This is a genomic window from Companilactobacillus futsaii JCM 17355, from assembly GCF_001435505.1.
In the GTDB taxonomy this organism is placed as follows: Bacteria; Bacillota; Bacilli; order Lactobacillales; family Lactobacillaceae; genus Companilactobacillus; species Companilactobacillus futsaii.
Genome location: NZ_AZDO01000118.1, coordinates 1 through 19,506, shown reverse-complemented (window position 1 = coordinate 19,506; position 19,506 = coordinate 1). Strand labels below are relative to the sequence as shown.

Here is a 19,506-nt window from a genome sequence, read left to right as displayed (position 1 = left end):
TTAACTTTTCTTTATTTTTCCAAAGTGGCTAACTTGTTCTTGCAATTTGCGATTTATTTTCCAACCAAATCATGTCATTTTTTTGTTCAATGATATTGGTTAAATTCTTGGTATCGCAGAAGGGACAATAATCCTTCTTCTTTTTCTTCTCAACATCTCTAGGTTTTCCTTTAGCTTGTTCAATTTCAAAAACAAGTACATCTTTATTTGACAATCTTCCACCTCAAAAATTCTTTAATACTATGATATTAACGCAAACACAAAAAAACTGAAAGAAACTCGTCAGTCTCTTTCAGTCAATTTATATTTTAGTTAATTATAATTTTATTTAAAAATTATAGTGAACGTGAAGCACCCTTGTATACAACACCACGTCTTGAATCAACAGTAACAGTGTCACCATCTTTAACAAGTGATGTAGCATTCTTAGCACCAACAACTACAGGTAGACCCATAGCAATACCAACAACAGCAGCATGTGAAGTCAAACCACCGTTTTCAACAACAACGGCACTAGCCTTTTCAAGAGCTGGTAGGTAATCTTTATCAGTCATTTCTGTAACTAATACGTCACCTTCGTTGATCTTCTTGTTTGCTTCTTCAGCATTGTGAGCAACTACAACGTTACCAACAACTGATTCTTCACCAACACCTTGGCCTTTAACCAATGTTGAACCGATCAATTGAACCTTCATAACGTTTGTTGTACCACTTTCACCAACAGGAACACCGGCAACGATAAGAATCAAGTCACCTTCCTTGGCAAAGCCACGTTCTTGAGCTTTCTTAGCAGCTAAGTCAAACATTTCATCAGTGTTTTCTGGCTTGTCAGCAATAATAGGATCAACACCCCAGTTAACTGTCAAACCACGTTGTGTCTTTTCATCAAATGTAACAGCAAGAATGTTAGCACTTGGACGGTATTTAGAAATCATACGTGCAGTGTAACCACTCTTTGTAGCTGTAACGATTGTATTGATGTTTAGTTCTTCAGCAGTTCTAACAACTGATTCACCGATTGATTCTGTAACGTTTGAACCTTTGTAGTCTTCGAATCTTTGAATAGCAAGTGAATTAGTCTTGTCTAATTGTTGTTCTGTACGTTCGTCGATACGAGCCATAGCAGCAACAGCTTCTACAGGGTAGTCACCGTTAGCACTTTCACCTGAAAGCATTGTAGCATCTGTACCATCAAGAACAGAGTTAGCAACATCAGTAACTTCGGCACGTGTAGGACGTGGGTTTTCTTGCATTGAATCAAGCATTTGTGTAGCAGTGATAACTGGTTTACCTAAAGCGTTACACTTCTTGATCAATGATTTTTGTACGAATGGTACGTTTTCAAATGGAATTTCAACACCCATGTCACCACGAGCAATCATCAAACCATCTGAAACTTTAAGAATAGAATCGATGTTGTCGATACCTTCTTGTGATTCAATCTTAGGGAAGATTTGTACGTATTCACAGTGTTTTTCTTCAAGGATTTCACGAATATCTAGGACATCTTGAGCTTTACGAACGAATGAAGCTGAGATGAAGTTGATACCTTGATCAAGACCGAAACGAATATCGTCTGAATCTTTTTCTGTGATACCAGGTAGACGAACTTCAACACCAGGAGCATTGATACTCTTTCTTGAGCCGATCATACCTTCGTTTTGTACAACTGTAACCAATTCACGGTTCTTGTCATCTTTTTCAGTGATCTTCAAATCAACAAGACCATCATCGATCAATACGTGACCACCAACATGTGTATCATCGTATAGACCAGGATATGTTGAAGCAATCTTTTCTGGTGTACCTGTCAATGAATCATCCATTGAGATACGGATTGTTTGACCAATCTTAGCTTCGAACTTGCCGCCTTCTTGAACAGTTGTACGGATTTCAGCACCCTTAGTATCTAGAACGATACCTACAGTCTTACCAGTAATTTTTTCAGCTTCGTGTACCATTTCCATACGAGCTTTGTGTTCTGGATGGTCACCATGTGAGAAGTTGAAACGGAAGATGTTAGCTCCGGCTTCAATCAATTTAACGATTGTGTCGACATCGTTACTAGCAGGTCCAAGTGTACTTACAATTTTAGTTCTTTTCATCGAGAATCCCCTTTTCTTGTTGTATTCATCGTTTATTGTAACAAATTCATTCACTTAATGCTTAACTTATCTGCTAATAGATTCGTTTAAGTCATAAAGTGATAAATCAGGCTTATGCTTGCTATCGAATAGGTCAAGAATATCATGTGAAGTAATCTTGTTATCTTCGATACCAACAGCAAGACCACCCTTGCCGTCAAGAAGCAAATCAACCGCGTGAGCACCCATCTTACTTGCTAAGACACGATCTCTTGCAGTTGGTGAACCACCACGTTGAACATGTCCTAAGACAGTTGCACGTGAATCAAAGTCACCATACTTGTCTAATTCTTTCTTGAATTCGTCAGCGTGCATAACACCTTCGGCCAAGACAATAATCATATTCTTATTGCCATTTTGACGACCTTTTTTAACTTCTTCTGCAATCTCTGCAATATCGAAGTCACGTTCTGGAACGATGATCTTTTGAGCACCGCCGGCAACACCAGCCCAAAGGGCAACGTCACCTGCGCCTCTTCCCATTACTTCAACAATAAATGTTCTTTCATGAGAGCTGGCAGTATCATGTAACTTATCAATAGCGTCAACAGCAGTAGAAACAGCTGTATCGAAACCGATTGTAAAGTCAGTGAATGGAATATCGTTATCAATTGTTCCCGGTAGACCGATTGTGTTGTAACCATGTTCAGTTAAACGCAATGCACCATGGTAAGAACCATCGCCACCAATAACAACTAATGCGTCAATTCCGAATTTCTTCAATTGCTCAATACCCTTGAGTTGACCTTCTACGTTAGCAAATTCAGGATATCTTGCAGAATACAAGAATGTACCACCACGTTGAATACGGTCAGAAACGTCAGCGCTTGTTAGTGGGAAGATATCTCCCGCAACAAGACCAGCGTATCCATAATTGATACCAAACACTTCAAGCCCTTTGTCAATGGCTCTACGTGTGACTGCTCTGATAGCAGCGTTCATACCAGGGGCGTCGCCACCACTAGTTAAAATACCAATACGCTTCATTTGTTCACACTCCAAAATTATTTGTTTCTAAAACAAAACCTAATCAAATATAACATTTTTGCTGATTAAGTTGTAGAGCTGAAAACGTTTTAAGATAAATTAATTGCTTTTTTTCACAAAAACGCTCCGTTTACCCAGGAACATTTCCAACTTATTCCGCACGTTACTATTAAAGTCTATCCAATGATTAGATTTCAAGAGTAATGCTTGACGAGTTTTCTCTCGGTAGATGATAACCGGCATTTTCCCTTTAGAACCAGCAATTATTTCATACAATTTTTCTAAATTCTGTGGCATATCCATTTGCTTAGTCACACGCAAATACAATTTTTCAGCCGGTAATTGGATAGTAAATTGTTTAGGATCGTTTAATCTATCTGCAATCAATTCTAAGTCACCGCGTTGACCAACATTGCCACGACCAACGAAAACAAAGATTTTTCCATCCAAATCCATTTCTTCGATTTGTTGAAATAATCTAGGAAATACTGTTACAGAAACCGATCCAGTCTCATCCTCAATCGTCATAAAACACATTCTTTGACCTTTTTTTGTACGAATCACTCGCAAGTTCTTGACTAAACCTAAGACATTGATTGGATTTTGAGTTTGATGTAACTCTGAAATTTTCACCAATGGCAGATTAAGAATTCGCTTTCGATATTTTTCAACTGGATGCCCTGAAACATAAACGCCTAAGTATTCTTTTTCTTGATTTAGGCGTTCCGTCAGTGAAAAATCATCGACTTGATGTTTTTTAGGATCAAGCACATCAAACAATGACAAATTACTACCAGCTAATTGGATACTTTCAACTAAATCTCGAAAATCGTAAAGTAATTCTTTACGATTCCGATTAAATTCATCAAAAGCACCTGACAAAATCATTGGTTCCAAATAATCATTTTTAACAAATCGACGATCCAAACGTTGTAAGAAATTTAAAGGACTAGTAAACTCACCATTTTTATCACGTTCATTGATAATATCTGTGGCTAAATCTCGTCTCATCCCTTTAATACTCAAAAGTCCAAATCGTATACCCTCTTTAGAATCACTAAACTCATATTGACTCTGGTTGATGTCGACATTGAGGATCTTGACATGTAAATCTTTGGCATCCTGGATATACTTTGAGACTTTAGTCTCATTGTTTAAATTAGAATTTAACAGACAGGCAAAGAAGATATCAGGAAAATGTACTTTAATATAGGCGAGCCAAAAAGCAATCATCGAATAAGCTACCGCATGGGACTTATTGAAACCATAATTACCAAATTTCTCAATATATTGATAGACTTTTTGAGCTGATTCTTTCTCATGACCTTGCGAGACTGCCCCATCGATAAATTTTTGACGATTTTCTTCAATCAATTGTTCATTTTTCTTACTAATAGCTCGACGTAAAATATCGGCATCTGCCAAAGAAAAATTGGCCATTTCTGAAGATGCTTGCATAACTTGTTCTTGGTAAACCAAAATTCCATAAGTCGGCTTCAAAATCTTTTCAAGCGAATTATCCGGATAAGTAACTGGTTCTTGTCCATGCTTTCTAGCAATAAAAGTTGAGATATTTTGCATAGGACCTGGACGATACAAAGCATTTGTCGCTACGATATCATCAAAACTAGTTGGAACTAACCGACGCAAAACACTTCTGATACCGTCAGATTCGAATTGAAAAACCCCATCTGTTGCTCCACGTTGAAAGATTTGAAGGGTTTTTTGATCGTTCAATGGTATCTTTTCTGGAACAAATTCTTTTTTATATCGTTTGGAAATAGCTTGTACGGATTTATCTAGGATCGTTAAATTCTTTAAACCCAAAAAATCCATTTTTAACAAACCAACGCTTTCAACGTTATATTTCGTCTGCTGTGTTAAATTGATACCATCATCTTCCAATTGCACTGCCACAATGTCAGTCATTGGTTTTTTACTCAACACTATTCCGGCAGCATGGGTCGAATAATGTCTAGGTATGCCTTCAATTCTTTGTGCGACCTTAAAAATCAACTGATTTTCTTTCGAGTTATCAACCAAATTACGTAAGGTGCTAGACTCTTCAAAAGATTCTTTTAGAGAAATATTTAACTTATGTGGAATTGCATTAGACCACTGTGACATTTGAAATTGTGTTTGACTAAAGGTTCGCGAAATATCTCTTAAGGCCATCTTCGCAGCTAACGTTCCAAAAGTAATGATTTGGGCCATATGATCTGATCCATACTTATCATGCATGTACATGACCATCTCATCACGACGATCATCTGGTAAATCTAAATCGATATCAGGCATATTTACTCGTTGTGGATTCAAAAAACGTTCAAATAGTAAGTCATACTTAATAGGATCTACTTGAGTAATCCCTAAACAATATGAAACTAAAGATCCGGCGGCTGATCCTCGTCCAGGTCCTGTTTTAATCCCAACCACATGAGCATGTTTAATGACATCCCAAACAATCAAGAAGTAATCTGAAAATCCCATCTTGTCAATTACGCCTAACTCATAATTTAAGCGTTGCAAATAATTATCTGGGACTGTTCCTAGACGCTTTTTCAATCCTTTGTTAGTTAAATCACGCAAAAATTGAACAGAGGTGATCCCTTGAGGAGTTTGAAATTCAGGTAGTTCTGTCTCCTTAAATTCAATTTCAACATTACATTTTTCAGCTATTAAATTGGCATTATCGATTGCTACTTGCAGGTCAACATTTTTAAAATCATTGGCAAAAATTCGATAATCACGTAAGTAATGATCACCATTAACAACCACTTGATCCAAACTTTCAAATCGTTGTCCCGTTCGCAAATTATTAACTACTTGATATGCCAAATGATCATCTTGATTGACATAACGAACATCTCCTAAAGCTACCAAAGGAATATGGTAATCAGTGGCAATTTTTCGAATTGTTTTGACATTTTCAATTTGTCCAGGATACAAACTAATACCTAAGTACAAATCATCTACATCAATCAGAGCTTTCAATTGCGTAAAATAAGCCGACAAATCAGTTTTAAGAATCTCCGCATCACTGGCCGGTGTAATTACAAAGAGGCCTTCCAAAACGTCTCTTAGCTCATTTATTTGAACTGGCTCTTTTGAAGACATTATCCTTGATGAAATCTTTATTAAATTTTTATAACCTTTATCATTTTTAGCTAAAAGCAATAATGGATAAGTATTATCAGTTTCAATAATCCCAGCTATTTCGATTGTTAAACCTATAATTGGTTTTATATCGATTTTTTTGGCATATTTATAAAAATCAATTGAACCGTATAAATTATTTAAATCAGTCAAAGCAATCGCTGTATAACCACGGGCCTTACTTTGATCGATCAATTCCGTCAATTTTGCGGGACTATGCAGTAAACTAAAACTACTCATCATTTGCAGTTGTGCTTGCAATTTGTCGCCCCCTTTGTTTAAAATTATATCAAAAGCAAGTGAAAGTTTATTGGGAAAAATCCTTAAATGTGCTAAACTACTTGAGAAAGTGAGATGGAAGAAATGAGATACATTGCTGTAATTTTCTGGTCTATCATGCTGGGACAAGTTGCCGGTTTTATCGGTGGTGCTTTGAACCAACAGACATATAACACAAACTATTCTATTATTGTTAGTATAGTCTTTGCTATCATTTTCAGTGTAATTCCATTGATTCTTGATAGCTCTGTTAAAGAGTCTAATAATGAAAAGAACGCTTAATCCAACTAGATTAGGCGTTTTTTTTATTTAAAAAAGGAGTTTCGCTAGAATATTCTAACGAGGCTCCTTTTTAATATTTAGTAATGTAAAGATAAAAACCTTTAGTAGCTAAATTAATATTGAAATTGATTCCATTGGACTTTATAGGATCTATTGAGGTTTTAGTTGAATTTTTATCAGCATTTTTAGTTTGCTTAGCAAAATCCTTCAAAACTTTTTGACCATCAGCACCAAGTAGTTTAGAAACGATCATTAAGTCAGTCGCAAAGTTTTTTTGACCAGTTTTAGACTTCAAATCTTTATAAGGAAATTGTGTTGCAACTCCCATTAATTGATTGTTCTGAACATTTAGATACCACTTAGTTCCATCAGCCTTTTTATGTGTAGAAATCCCATTTTCGGAAATCAATTGCAATTGATCATCAGCTTGCCCAGTTGATAGCATCGTATAATTATATGCTTGTGCAAATTCTAAATAGTTTTTCAAAGGTGTTGCCTTTTTTACTTTGACCAAACTAGTTTCAGTTTTATCATCGTTAATCGCTTTGATGCGCACATTCTGATTCTTATCAGAAACAGGAACAGAAATAGCAAAATGTCCCCCATCGACGGCAACTTTTTTAGTTTTACCCGCTACTGTATAAGTAAGTTTTTGATAATTAGTAGCCTTACCCTTAATAATAGCCACTAACCCATCTGGACTGTATTCTTTTTTCGTAGTCGAGAGGCTTAACTTGGAACAACCAGTCAATAGTAAAAAGAATAGCGGAATAACCATTAATAAGACGTATTTCAGTTTTTTCATAGTCATACCTCATCATTTAAATCTATATAAAAAAAAGCCAAGTTCAACTTGACTTTTTCATTAAGCTTCTTTGCTATCGTTGTTGATAACTTTTTCACCCTTGTACATACCTGATGGTGATACGTGGTGACTTAAACGATATTCACCAGTAGCAACGTCGAATTGCATGTTTGGTGTATCTAATTTAAGATGTGCGCGTCTTTGGCGCTTTCTTTGTTTTGATGATTTTCTCTTTGGAACTGCCATATTTAAAAAACTCCTTTATTTATATTAACTCAATCAAATCTAACGTTTAATATGATACTATCATAAAATCGTTTGAGCAAGCAAAAATACTATTTTGTTTGCTTTTTTGTATTATTTTCCTTTAATGCATCGGCAATTTGATTGTCATGTGACACTTGAACTTTGGAAATTTGCTTCTTTGCATGACGATTTAAATCATCATCTTTCTTTTTACCAGAACTTGCTAAGAGCATAGTAATCACGGCACCTAATAGTAAAGAAACAATAATCAAAATAATCAATGGTAATTTAACTCTTGTAAATCCAAAACTTACGGTAACAGGATCGACATTTAAAACTGCAAAAATCACAACGATCAAAGCAATAATCAAACCAATAACAAATCTAGATTGTTTACCGTTCATATGAATCCTCCCCTATTTACGGTTACCAAGTGTAGCAGCAAAATAATCGCCTAAACTTGGTGCCAGTTTATAAAGCACAGCTGCTAATTCCATATAACGTGGACGATTGATCTCACGCTTATTTCTACCAAAAGTATTAACGATCTCCCAAGCTAGCTGATCAGGATCAAGGACAAAATACTTCACTGAATCTAGATAATTACCTGAATGATCGGCGACATTGAAGAAATTAGTCTTAACCGGCCCGGGGTTTATAGTTGTAACATAAATTCCAAATGGTTTCAACTCTAGTCTCAAACCATCAGAGAAAGCAATTACAGCCGCTTTAGTAGCAGCATAGGCTGCGGACTTAGGAGTTGTGATTTTTCCTGCCATTGAGCCGACATTGAAGATATGACCAATTCCTTGATCAATCATATGTGAAGCCACTAAACGAGTCATCAACATCAAACCTAAAACGTTGACACGAAACATCTTTTCAATCTTACCGAAATCAGTTTCCATATAATTCGAGAAATCCCCAAAACCTGCAGCATTAACTAAAACGTCCACACTATCAGTTAATTCAAAGATTTTCTCAACTCCAGAACTGATTTGATCTGAATCACTCATATCAATGCTTAAGTATTCATGTTGTGCACTTTCAGCACCGACGCGGATACACTCATTTTTCACTTGTAATAGCTTTTCTTCATTACGAGCAATCAAAATCACATTGCCACCACATTTAGCAGCATTAACTGCTACATCTTTACCAATTCCAGAAGATGCACCAGTTACGACAATCGTCTGATTCAATAAGTTAACCATACTCATCCTCTTTTCTAATTAATTAAACGGTACTTCGTAAATATCGAAATCTTTAGCCACTTTGGTAGGTTTAAAGATTTTTTGAGCTTCTTTTTGCAAGATCAAAGCCCCTCTACCAGTATATCTAGCAGAGATATGCGTCAAAATCAAGCCCTTAGCGTGACTTCTCTTTGCGACTTGAGCAGCCTGCGTAGCCGTGGAATGGAAATAATTATAAGCTAATTTTTTCTCATCATTAGAGAAAGTTGATTCGTGCACGATTACGTCAGCATCTTGTGATAATTTGTCAATCTCTGGCGTATAACGTGTGTCAGAAATAATTGTCACAATCTTGCTTGGCTTATCTGGTCCAATAAAATCTTGCCCGTTTAAGACCGTACCGTCAGCTAATGTTACTTCCTTACCTGCTTTTAACTGACCAAAAATTGGTCCATTAGGAATATGATACGGAGCCAATTTATCAACTAGTAACTCACCGACACGTGGTTTTTCAACTACACGATAACCAAAACAAGTTACTCGATGCTTTAATTTTCCAGCATAGACAGTGAAAGTCTTATCGTTAAATATTTCACCGCCATCTTTTAATTCGATATATTTAATTTGATAGCCTAATTTACTGCCAGTAACTTTCAAAGACGTTTCAACATATTCTTTAATTCCCACTGGACCATAAATCTCCAATGGAGAATTGCCGCCTTGATTGGCACGACTAGACAGTAATCCAGGAAGACCAAAGATATGGTCACCGTGTAAATGGGTGATGAAAATCTTAGTAATCTTTCTCGGCTTGATCGTTGTTTTTAATATTTGATGCTGTGTAGCCTCGCCAACGTCAAAAAGCCAAACCTCATTTCGTTCGTCCAACATTTTTAATGCCGTACTAGAAACATTGCGGCCCTTTGATGGAACTCCGGCACCAGTTCCTAAAAATTCTAATTCCATAAAAAAATCCTATCTATTTTTTATCTAATGATTTCAAAATCTCTTTTGCGACAAAAGCAGAGTAATACATTGAACCTTCAGGATTTGGATGAACATTATCATCGTAGAACCAATCCGTATGACCATCTGAATAACCATTCCAATCGATGACCGTCAAGTTCTTATATTTCTTCGTTGCTTCGTCTAAGACACCATTAACTGTCTTTTCCCAAGGTCTAGTTGGAACGTGAACATTGATCCAGAAGACATGACGCTTAGGTCCAACTAGGTCCATGATCTGACCAACTTGTTGGATATTGAATGGTCCATTAGTTCCTAAACCAATCATGACGTTAGATGCCAAAACTCCTTGATCCTTGTATTTTTGCAAAATATCAATACTTGGATCCAATTGACGGCTGACAGCAGCATCAACAATAACTTTCTTGTCATCAAACAATTTCAAGAAGTTATCGGACCCATCGGCCATAACAGAATCACCAACCGCAGTCATTGGTACATCTTTTAATCTTTGCAGATCAATTTGTGTCAAACCATACTTTTCAAATTCAGTATTGATTGGGTTAGACTTAGCGGCCTTTTTATAACGAGCATAATCAGCATCAGACATCTTACCAGTAGCATCTTGCTTATTCTTTGACTTCTTCAAGTTTTCGATAGCCTTTTGCTTCTTAGCTTTATTAGCCTTTTCATTTTTAGTGATCTTAGTAGCCAATTCACTGTGATTAACATTAGGATTAGGTGCGCTAACAGCTTTTACCACACTGTAACAACCTGTCATACTGATAACAGCGATAACTAAAGCTAAAACTCTTTGAACACTAGTTGAAGAACGGAAGAAGTTTTTAACATCTTTCCATTTAGCATGTGCTAAAGGTTGTTCAACGAATCTAAATGAAAATTCAGTTACTAAGACAATCAAAATAACTTCAATAACTGGATAAAGAATCGGATGATCAGCAATGTTCTTGAATTTTGATTCAAAGAAGATCATCACTGGAAATTGATACAAGTAAAGACCGTAACTTCTAGTACCTACATAATGGAAAACACGGTTTGATAAGACACCATTCCAGAATGAATCTGGGTGTGCAACGACCGCGATAAAGATACATGTCGTGACTGAGAAAATGAACATCCCACCACGATATAAGAATGGATCATTATCTTTAATGGTAAAAATCATCAATAACATCAACGCAAATGACAACAATCCCACTAAATTCAACTTCAACTTGTCGTTTTTCTTCAACCCACTCTTCAGTTTTTCAGCTGGCCAAATTAAAGCAAGTCCACAACCTAGAAGAATCGAGAACAATCTAGTATCAGTTCCATAATAAATTCTACTTGGATCTACACCTGGCTTAAATAAGATGGCCATCCAAATTGCTGAAGCAATCGAAAGGATCATTGAAAATCCAAAAATGCGGCTCTTTTTCACACCATACTTAGTAAATAAAATAAGTAAAATTGGCCAAACAATATAAAATTGACCTTCAATCGATAGTGTCCACAAATGAGTAAAAGGCGATTCATTATTAGCAAATCTTTCAAAATATGATTGCCCATTAAAAATTTGCCACCAGTTGTAGACATTCAATACGTTTGTCACAAAAATTTGGTCCAAATGATACAGTAAATCTTTTAAAAACAGTACGATATAAGCCCCAGATGCTAGTAATACAAACAACATCCCGGGATATAATCTTTTAATTCTTTTAGTATAAAAATTACTTAACGAGAATGAACCACCATAATCAACAGTATTAAAATAATGATCTGTGATTAAGTAACCCGATATAAGGAAGAAAATTGGTACTCCCAAATACCCGCCGGAAAAAATATTGGGATTTAAGTGATACATGATAACACCAATAACCCCTAAAGTACGTAGTCCATCAAATCCAGTAATAAATCTTCTTTTCGGTGATTTATTCATTTTTTATTGCCCCTAAATAAATTCAAAAGTGAAATCGAGAATTGTTACTGAATCTCCAGATTCAGCTCCTGCATCAATTAATGCATCTTCAATACCCATAGACTTAAGTTGTCTAGCAAAACGCATAATTCCATCTTGGTGATCCAAGTTAGTTCTTTGAAGAAGTAATTCAACTTTAGCACCTTTAACAACGAAACTGTGTTCACCATCTTTTTCAATCGTGAATGCTTTTTTCTCTGGTTCATAGTTGTATTCTTTAGTCTCATCTTCCTGAACATCAAAGTGAATTGGTTCTGCCTTAGATAAGACCTCACTAGTATGATTCATCAGAGCTTTCACACCAGTGTGTTGAATACTTGAAATTGGAAAAATATCAGCATCTTCTGGTAATTTCTCTTTGAACTCAGCTAATCGTTCTTCTGAGCCTGAAATATCCAGCTTAGTTGGCACGATAACTTCTGGACGCTTCAAAACATTCTCATCATAGTTACCTAATTCTTTTCTGATTGCCAAATAATCTTCGTAAGGATCACGACCATTGTTAGGATCCATATCGACTAAATGCAAAATAACTCTTGTACGTTCAACGTGACGCAAGAATTGGATACCCAATCCCACGCCATTTGAAGCACCTTCGATCAAACCTGGCAAATCAGCAATAACAAAATCGCGACCAGATTCTAAACGAACCATACCGAGATTTGGTGACAAAGTCGTAAAGTGATAAGCCGCAATCTTAGGCTTAGCAGAAGTTGAAACTGATAGAAGTGTCGATTTACCAACTGATGGAAAACCAACTAAACCAACATCAGCAATCAATTTCAATTCCAACTTAATGACTTTTTCTTGACCAGGTTCACCATTTTCAGCTACTTCTGGAGCTTGATTCTTGGAATTGGCAAAGTGAATATTTCCACGACCACCGTCGCCACCCTTTGCTACTACTAATTCTTGGTTATTTTCTATTAAGTCACCGATCAAACGACCAGATTCTACATCATATACTGAAGTACCTGTTGGTACATTGATATAAACTGGATCAGCCTTATGACCGTACATTCCTTTAATTTGACCATTTTGACCAGGTTGAGCTTTAAAAATTCTCTTGTATCTAAAGTCCATTAAAGTATTCATACCTTCATTGGCCCTTAGGATGATATCGCCACCGCGACCACCATCACCGCCGGAAGGTCCACCGAGTGGAACATATTTCTCATGACGAAAAGCTACTGCCCCGTCGCCACCCTTTCCGGATCTAACGGTGATTTTAACGTTATCTACAAACATTAAAATCCCCCTTTCTAAACTATAATTATCATTTCTAAATTTTAGCACAAAAACAGACTTCATAATACTTTGAACTGCAATTGATTGTCTAGTACTTTTTCAGAGCTATTAATTTTTTTGAACGTTTTTGGAAGTTTTTGATAATTTATGATTGATTTTGAACGATAATGGTTGTATTATATCATTTGCGAGGTGATGAAAGTGCTTACTGAAGAAAGACAACAAATAATCCTTGAACAATTAAAAATTCATAATATTGTCAAACTCCACGATTTAATTCCATTAACCGGTGCTTCGGAATCCACCTTGCGCCGTGATTTGCAAGATTTAGAAAATTGTCACAAATTATTGCGAATTCACGGTGGCGCTCAAAACGTGATTTCATTGCATGAAGAGCCTGCTCTCTCACAAAAAGCTGCGGTTCACATTAATGAGAAGAAAATGATTGGTCAAACGGCTGCTAGTCTAGTTCAAAATAATGAAGTTATTTTTCTCGATTCAGGAACAACGATTCAATTCATGATTCCCTATTTAATTGAGCATACTAATTTACTAGTTATTACTAACAGTGTCGACAATGCTTCGATGTTGGCCGATTACAAAATAAACACGTTCATCCCAGGGGGGAAATTAAAGTCATCTACAAAAGCTTTAATAGGATCGACTATTATCCAAACTTTGGAGAATTATCATTTTGATCACGCCTTTATCGGTACGAATGGTTTTTCAACTGATGCTGGATATACGACGCCAGATCCTGAGGAAGCAGCTATCAAGCGTTTAGCAATAGCCCAATCCAATCAAGCTTTTGTCTTATCTGATAGTTCTAAGTTTTCGCAAGTCAGTTTTAGTCGTTTTGCAACTTTAGATGAAGTTCCATTAATAACGAATAAATTATCAGAGAAGGAATTCAGTCTTTTGAACAAATATACAAATATTACGGAGGCAAAATAGTGATTTACACAATTACAGTCAATCCTTCAATTGATTACGTCTTACAATTGAAGGATTTAAACACTGGTGAAGTCAATCGAACATCTAGTGACGTTAAACTTCCCGGTGGCAAAGGAATCAACGTTTCAAGAATCCTTAAAGAATTAAAACTTGATTCTACTGCACTTGGTTTTGTAGGTGGCGCAACCGGTTCAATGTTTGAAGAATTGTTAAGCCAACACAACCTAAAGACTTCTTTTACTAAAGTTAAAGAAGACACTCGTATCAACGTTAAGATCAATGCTGTTAATCAAAATGAGGAAACTGAGATCAATGGCGCTGGTCCACAAATAAGTGAATCTGAAAAGAATACCTTCATGGATAATCTAAGTACTATTGGTGATGGTGACATTGTTATCATGGCTGGTAGCCTTTGCAAAAATTTGAATTCAGATTTTTATTTAGATATTGCTAAAAAAATTCAAAAAAATGGTGCTGAATTCGTCATCGATACTACTGGACAGGCATTGCTAGATACTTTGCCCCTACATCCATTAGTTGTTAAACCAAATCACCATGAATTAGCTGACTTATTCAACGTTACTTTCAAAAATGAACAAGAAATTATTACTTACGCTAGAAAGTTATTGGAACAAGGTGCAAAGCATGCCTTAGTTTCTATGGCTGGTGATGGTGCTTTGTTAGTTACTAAAGATAAAGCATACAAAGCCAACGCCCCTAAAGGCACAGTTATCAATTCAGTTGGTGCCGGTGATTCAATGATTGCTGGTTTCTCTGGTACTTTCATGGATACAAAAAATCCAATCGAAAGTTTCCATATTGGTGCCGCATGTGGTTCAGCCACTGCCTTTAGTCAAGATATCGCCACAAAAGAAAAAATTGACGAAGTTTATCAACAAATTACTATTACTGAACTTTAATCCAAGGGGGGACTTTTAAAAATGGACTTGAAACAACTATTATTAAAAGACGCCATGATCATGGACTTGAAAGCTACTAACAAAGAGGATGCCATTGAAGAAATGGTTGATAAGTACTATCAAGTCGGTGTCATTGACGACAAAGAACTTTATAAAGCTGACATCTTAAAACGTGAAGCTCAAACTAGTACTGGTATCGGTGATGGAATTGCCATGCCCCATGCTCGAGATAAAGCTGTTAAGCGTGCAACTGTCTTATTTGCCAAAAGTAATGCCGGTATCGACTACAAATCACTCGACGGTCAACCAGCATACCTATTTTTCATGATTGCTGCTCCAGACGGTGCTGACAATCTTCACTTGCAAGCTTTAGCTGCCCTTTCGTCACTCTTGATCAATCCAGAATTGGTTAAGAACTTAAAAGCTGCTAAAACTCCTGATAATGTTCAAGATTTATTCGACCAAGCTATGAAGGAAAAAGAAGCTAAGGACAAAGCTGACGAAGAAAAGCAAAAAGCTCAAGCAGAAGCTGCCAAAGCTGCTTCTGATGACAAGAAGAAACCTTATGTTGTCGCTGTTACAGCTTGTCCTACTGGTATCGCCCATACATACATGGCTGAAGCCGCTCTAAAAGAACAAGCCGAAAAAATGGGTATTGATATCAAAGTTGAAACTAACGGTTCTGAAGGTGTTAAGCATCGTTTAACTGCTGACGAAATCAACCGTGCTGATGGTGTCATCGTTGCTGCTGATAAAAAGGTTGAAATGCCCCGTTTTGATGGTAAGCATTTAGTTAACCGCCCTGTTAGCGATGGTATCAACAAAGCTGAAGAACTAATCAACTTAGCTGTTGGACAAAAAGCTCCTGTCTTCCACGATGAAGGTGGCGCAAGTTCTGATGAAGAAGAATCAGAAGAAAAGAAATCACTTTGGTCAAGAATTTATGCTGACTTAATGAATGGTATCAGTAACATGCTTCCATTCGTTGTCGGTGGTGGTATTCTAATGGCAATTTCATTCCTATTAGAAAACTCCGTTGGTGCCAAATCACAATGGTTCTTATTCTTTAACAACGTTGGTAACTACGCATTTAGTTTCTTGATTCCTGTTCTAGCTGCTTACATTGCCGTTTCAATCGGTGATCGTCCTGCTCTACTACCTGGTTTTGTTGGTGGTTACATGGCTTCACAAGCTACAGCTTCTGTTGTTAGTTCTAAGAGTCCGGCCGGATTTATCGGTGGTCTACTTGCCGGTTTCATTGCTGGTTGGGTTGTTGTCTTCCTTAAAAAATGGCTCAAGAATCTTCCACATTCACTTGCCGGTTTGAAGACAATTTTAATTTATCCAGTTCTAGGTCTGCTTTTGACCGGAGCTATCATGTACTTCGCTATTGATCCAATCTTCGCTGTTGTAAATGCTGCAATTACCCACTTCCTAGAATCAATGGGTACTGGTAATGCCGTTATCCTGGGTACCTTGCTCGGTGGTATGATGTCAATCGATATGGGTGGTCCTTTCAACAAAGCCGCTTATACTTTTGCTATCGGTACTTTTACTGCTACACAAGACGGTGCTTTGATGGCTGCCGTTATGGTCGGTGGTATGGTTCCACCTCTAGCAATCGCTATCGCCACAACATTTTGGAAAGACAAGTTTACAGAACAAGAAAGACAAGCTGGTCTATCTAACTATATCTTAGGTTTATCATTCATTACTGAAGGTGCTATCCCATTTGCTGCCGGAGATCCACTACACGTTATCGTATCTAGTGTTATCGGTTCAGCAATCGGTGGTGGTTTGACACAACTTTGGGGTATCAATGTTCCTGCTCCTCACGGTGGTATTTTCGTTACACCACTTGCTAATAAACCATTGCTTTACTTATTAGCTGTTGTTATCGGTGCTGTCATCTCAGGTATCATCTATGGTATTTGGAAGCCTGCTAAAAAGAAATAACTACCCCAAAAAGATATTTCAACTAAAAAAACTATTTAATGGCAGAGTAAGTAAGTGCCAATTAAATAGTTTTTTGCATTTCTTTAAAACCACACCTCATACTAAATTTATTACTCATCATTTTTTACAAGGGTGTCTATTTTCCAAGACAGTATTTCAAGAATTGTTTTATATAATCTTTCATTATCGATGACAACTAACGTTAATTCTTTCTTCACTCTAGTCAACGACTCAAATAATAAACTTCCTTCAATATATGGATAATATTCACTATAACTAGATGATAATTTTCCATTATTATCATAATAGAAATTATTATCTAAGGGTATTAGAACTTTATCGTATTCTCTACCAATTGTTTTATGTACATCCAATGAAAAAGAAAATAGCTTCTTCCGCTTTAATGAGTATGTTGATTTTGTTCTATATTCTGTAGGTTCAATTATCCGAAAGCCATTATGCCTAACTTGGTACAATGAAAAATCTTGCGCATCTTTTACATTGTCAAAAAAAACAGCATCCACATTTTCATAATTAAATGGACTGACATTCTTTGCTCTTACATCCAATAATTTTTGAATAAAAGATGACATTTCTGGATTACTTCTTACTTTGAGGGACAATTTGAATTCTTTTGCACCTAATTTAACTAATTTTTTTTGAATATTTTCGTTTTTTTCTGCCTGGTGAAAAGTCTGTCTTTGATCACCTACAAATATTTTAACCGGCTTTTTCAGTGAAATTATCCATTCAAATTGTTCTTTCCAAATTCTTTGGGATTCATCAAAAAAAACGACATCATAGTCATTAATTTTCTCTTCGAAAGCCACATTTTTTATTGGCTCAACATCAAATTTCATGATTTCAGTTAGTTTCTTAGACTCGTCCTCAGTCATTTGGGCACCAAGAACAACTAATACTTTTTTACTCTTTTCAGTCATTTTCTTTGCCATATCAAAAAGCAACAACGTTTTGCCTGAGCCTGGTCCACCCACCAAACTAATTAATTTGTAGTCTATATTCAAAATCTTTTTCTCTATATCCATTTGTTCAGTCGTCAAATAGTATTCATGATTGATAAACTTCTCTGGATCTGAATATGGTGAAATTATATTATCTGATAAATCCAAATCGTTTAAATAATTTTTTTCTTCCCATTCTTCCTCTATACAATCCACTATATCTTCAACATCAACACTTACAAGTTGATTACTTTCGTCTAATCGATATATCTTTTGATCGGATGAAATATAAGTAAAAAGATATGCCGATTTATTCAACATTTCTAATAAACGTTTATGACTAATGAGTTGTTTTTTAATATCTTTTTCTGGAATACTACTTTTCAACTCAATATTAAGATTATATTTTTTTCCAAACCTAAGTATGTCAAACTCCTCTCGAACTCCAGAATAAAAAGTATAATTCAAAATATATCCTTCCAATTTTCCTTCAGTTATTTTTTGATTACTAGCCATCTCCTCAAATAACGAATTTGCATTACGAATTTCTTCTAAATTCATGATATTACGTTTACTATTTTTCTTTTTCGGGAAAGAATTACTGTAAGAGTTAATATAACATTCAATTAATTCTTGATTTTCTTTATTTAAAACACTCATGAAGGATCTTAAATTAACATATCTTGTTGGAAATTTTTCCATATTTGCCAGTCCCTTTCGTTTTGAAACTAATTACTTTTTCGACAGTAACTCATCTTACTGGCATAATTCTAACATGAGCGTGTCTATTCCCATAAAAAATAAAGTGATAAAATTAAATCATCTTACTTATATGGAGGCTCATAAATGAGTTCAGTTTATATCAAGCGCGCCCAAGTCCCAGATTTAACAACAATAATGAAAATCATTAGTCAAGCTCAAGCCATGCTAAAAGAAGATGGTAGCCCTCAATGGCAAAATGGCTATCCAGATACCGATACTATTAAGCATGACATCCTAGCTCAACAGTGCTGGCTTCTGATAGTCGATGGAAAGATTGCCGGAACAGCAACTTTAATCGTGGCTGATGACCCTAATTATCACGACATCACTAACGGTCATTGGAAAAACAATACTGATCCTTACGCTACGATTCATCGTATTGCAATCAACCCTGACTATGCTGGCCAACATCTAGGCAAAATCTTTGTTTCCAATTTAATCAGTTATTCTTATCAAAACGGTATCAGAAACTTTCGAATCGATACTCACCAATTGAACAAACGTATGCAAGCTTTAGCCAAAAGTTCTGGTTATGTTCATCGCGGTAAAATCTACGTTGACGAGCCAGCCATCAATCATGAAGACAACGCTCGTTTGGCTTTTGAATTAAATTTGTGAACTACATCGGCACTAAAGTACCGAGCTTCTAGGAACATTCCATACTTGCC

17 protein-coding genes are annotated in these 19,506 nt (G+C 36.1%); 5 read left to right on the top strand and 12 right to left on the bottom strand.

Features of this window, described 5'->3' with window-relative positions; translation table 11 throughout:
* Positions 1-28: 28 nt before the first annotated feature.
* The 4 genes from FC88_RS08820 to dnaE all read right to left on the bottom strand — a co-directional run bounded on the left by FC88_RS08820 (position 29) and on the right by dnaE (position 6,548).
* Positions 29-214 carry a DUF4931 domain-containing protein gene (locus tag FC88_RS08820; RefSeq protein ID WP_057814786.1) on the bottom strand — a complete coding sequence of 62 codons (186 nt, stop codon included), beginning with the start codon at positions 212-214 and terminating at the stop codon, positions 29-31.
* A 121-nt stretch (positions 215-335) separates the two neighbouring features.
* Entirely contained in the window at positions 336-2,105 is a 1,770-nt protein-coding gene (gene pyk, locus FC88_RS08815; RefSeq protein ID WP_057814784.1) for a pyruvate kinase, read from the bottom strand.
* 66 nt (positions 2,106-2,171) lie between these two features.
* Positions 2,172-3,131, bottom strand: a complete 960-nt coding sequence (pfkA, locus tag FC88_RS08810; RefSeq protein WP_057814782.1) for a 6-phosphofructokinase — start codon at positions 3,129-3,131, stop codon at positions 2,172-2,174.
* Between the two features lie 99 nt (positions 3,132-3,230).
* Positions 3,231-6,548 carry a DNA polymerase III subunit alpha gene (gene dnaE / locus FC88_RS08805; protein WP_057814780.1) on the bottom strand — a complete coding sequence of 1,106 codons (3,318 nt, stop codon included), beginning with the start codon at positions 6,546-6,548 and terminating at the stop codon, positions 3,231-3,233.
* A gap of 93 nt (positions 6,549-6,641) precedes the next feature.
* On the opposite strand from dnaE, the gene FC88_RS08800 reads away from it, so the two are divergent.
* The gene (locus FC88_RS08800; protein ID WP_010019932.1) at positions 6,642-6,848 is read left to right on the top strand and encodes a YjzD family protein; all 207 of its coding nucleotides are present in this window, start codon (positions 6,642-6,644) and stop codon (positions 6,846-6,848) included.
* A 70-nt stretch (positions 6,849-6,918) separates the two neighbouring features.
* Here FC88_RS08800 and FC88_RS08795 read toward each other — a convergent pair whose 3' ends face one another.
* From FC88_RS08795 to obgE, 7 genes are all read right to left on the bottom strand, one after another.
* Positions 6,919-7,653, bottom strand: a complete 735-nt coding sequence (locus FC88_RS08795; RefSeq protein ID WP_057814777.1) for a hypothetical protein — start codon at positions 7,651-7,653, stop codon at positions 6,919-6,921.
* A 60-nt stretch (positions 7,654-7,713) separates the two neighbouring features.
* On the bottom strand, positions 7,714-7,899 hold the full coding sequence (gene rpmF, locus FC88_RS08790) for a 50S ribosomal protein L32 (protein ID WP_010019938.1): 186 nt from the start codon (positions 7,897-7,899) through the stop codon (positions 7,714-7,716).
* 89 nt (positions 7,900-7,988) lie between these two features.
* On the bottom strand, positions 7,989-8,303 hold the full coding sequence (locus FC88_RS08785; RefSeq protein ID WP_057814776.1) for a lipopolysaccharide assembly protein LapA domain-containing protein: 315 nt from the start codon (positions 8,301-8,303) through the stop codon (positions 7,989-7,991).
* A gap of 12 nt (positions 8,304-8,315) precedes the next feature.
* On the bottom strand, positions 8,316-9,113 hold the full coding sequence (locus FC88_RS08780; protein WP_057814774.1) for an SDR family NAD(P)-dependent oxidoreductase: 798 nt from the start codon (positions 9,111-9,113) through the stop codon (positions 8,316-8,318).
* Between the two features lie 18 nt (positions 9,114-9,131).
* Positions 9,132-10,058, bottom strand: a complete 927-nt coding sequence (gene rnz, locus FC88_RS08775) for a ribonuclease Z (protein ID WP_057814771.1) — start codon at positions 10,056-10,058, stop codon at positions 9,132-9,134.
* 13 nt (positions 10,059-10,071) lie between these two features.
* A complete protein-coding gene (locus FC88_RS08770; protein ID WP_057814769.1) occupies positions 10,072-11,997 on the bottom strand; it encodes an acyltransferase family protein in 1,926 nt (641 codons plus the stop codon).
* 12 nt (positions 11,998-12,009) lie between these two features.
* A complete protein-coding gene (gene obgE, locus FC88_RS08765) occupies positions 12,010-13,284 on the bottom strand; it encodes a GTPase ObgE (RefSeq protein WP_057814767.1) in 1,275 nt (424 codons plus the stop codon).
* 201 nt (positions 13,285-13,485) lie between these two features.
* On the opposite strand from obgE, the gene FC88_RS08760 reads away from it, so the two are divergent.
* Genes FC88_RS08760 through FC88_RS08750 form a run of 3 tightly spaced genes read left to right on the top strand, consistent with a single transcriptional unit; the run spans position 13,486 to position 17,114 of the window.
* Entirely contained in the window at positions 13,486-14,238 is a 753-nt protein-coding gene (locus FC88_RS08760) for a DeoR/GlpR family DNA-binding transcription regulator (protein ID WP_057814765.1), read from the top strand.
* On the top strand, positions 14,238-15,158 hold the full coding sequence (pfkB, locus tag FC88_RS08755; protein ID WP_057814763.1) for a 1-phosphofructokinase: 921 nt from the start codon (positions 14,238-14,240) through the stop codon (positions 15,156-15,158). Before FC88_RS08760 ends, pfkB begins: the two co-directional genes overlap by 1 nt.
* A 21-nt stretch (positions 15,159-15,179) precedes the next feature.
* Positions 15,180-17,114, top strand: a complete 1,935-nt coding sequence (locus tag FC88_RS08750) for a PTS fructose transporter subunit IIABC (protein WP_057814761.1) — start codon at positions 15,180-15,182, stop codon at positions 17,112-17,114.
* 110 nt (positions 17,115-17,224) lie between these two features.
* Here FC88_RS08750 and FC88_RS08745 read toward each other — a convergent pair whose 3' ends face one another.
* Positions 17,225-18,778, bottom strand: coding sequence for a DNA/RNA helicase domain-containing protein (locus FC88_RS08745; protein ID WP_057814759.1), 1,554 nt, complete (start codon positions 18,776-18,778; stop codon positions 17,225-17,227).
* A 144-nt stretch (positions 18,779-18,922) separates the two neighbouring features.
* Here FC88_RS08745 and FC88_RS08740 point away from each other — a divergent pair, with 144 nt between their 5' ends.
* Entirely contained in the window at positions 18,923-19,456 is a 534-nt protein-coding gene (locus FC88_RS08740; protein ID WP_057814757.1) for a GNAT family N-acetyltransferase, read from the top strand.
* Positions 19,457-19,506: the final 50 nt, after the last annotated feature.

Bases quoted from the DNA above. Each gene is read 5' to 3' on its own strand.
- pyk (WP_057814784.1), bottom strand. From the start codon at position 2,105: ATGAAAAGAACTAAAATTGTAAGTACACTTGGACCTGCTAGTAACGAT.
- pfkA (WP_057814782.1), bottom strand. From the start codon at position 3,131: ATGAAGCGTATTGGTATTTTAACTAGTGGTGGCGACGCCCCTGGTATG.
- FC88_RS08800 (WP_010019932.1), top strand. From the start codon at position 6,642: ATGGAAGAAATGAGATACATTGCTGTAATTTTCTGGTCTATCATGCTG.
- FC88_RS08795 (WP_057814777.1), bottom strand. From the start codon at position 7,653: ATGAAAAAACTGAAATACGTCTTATTAATGGTTATTCCGCTATTCTTT.
- rpmF (WP_010019938.1), bottom strand. From the start codon at position 7,899: ATGGCAGTTCCAAAGAGAAAATCATCAAAACAAAGAAAGCGCCAAAGA.
- FC88_RS08785 (WP_057814776.1), bottom strand. From the start codon at position 8,303: ATGAACGGTAAACAATCTAGATTTGTTATTGGTTTGATTATTGCTTTG.
- FC88_RS08780 (WP_057814774.1), bottom strand. From the start codon at position 9,113: ATGGTTAACTTATTGAATCAGACGATTGTCGTAACTGGTGCATCTTCT.
- rnz (WP_057814771.1), bottom strand. From the start codon at position 10,058: ATGGAATTAGAATTTTTAGGAACTGGTGCCGGAGTTCCATCAAAGGGC.
- FC88_RS08770 (WP_057814769.1), bottom strand. From the start codon at position 11,997: ATGAATAAATCACCGAAAAGAAGATTTATTACTGGATTTGATGGACTA.
- obgE (WP_057814767.1), bottom strand. From the start codon at position 13,284: ATGTTTGTAGATAACGTTAAAATCACCGTTAGATCCGGAAAGGGTGGC.
- FC88_RS08750 (WP_057814761.1), top strand. From the start codon at position 15,180: ATGGACTTGAAACAACTATTATTAAAAGACGCCATGATCATGGACTTG.
- FC88_RS08745 (WP_057814759.1), bottom strand. From the start codon at position 18,778: ATGGAAAAATTTCCAACAAGATATGTTAATTTAAGATCCTTCATGAGT.
- FC88_RS08740 (WP_057814757.1), top strand. From the start codon at position 18,923: ATGAGTTCAGTTTATATCAAGCGCGCCCAAGTCCCAGATTTAACAACA.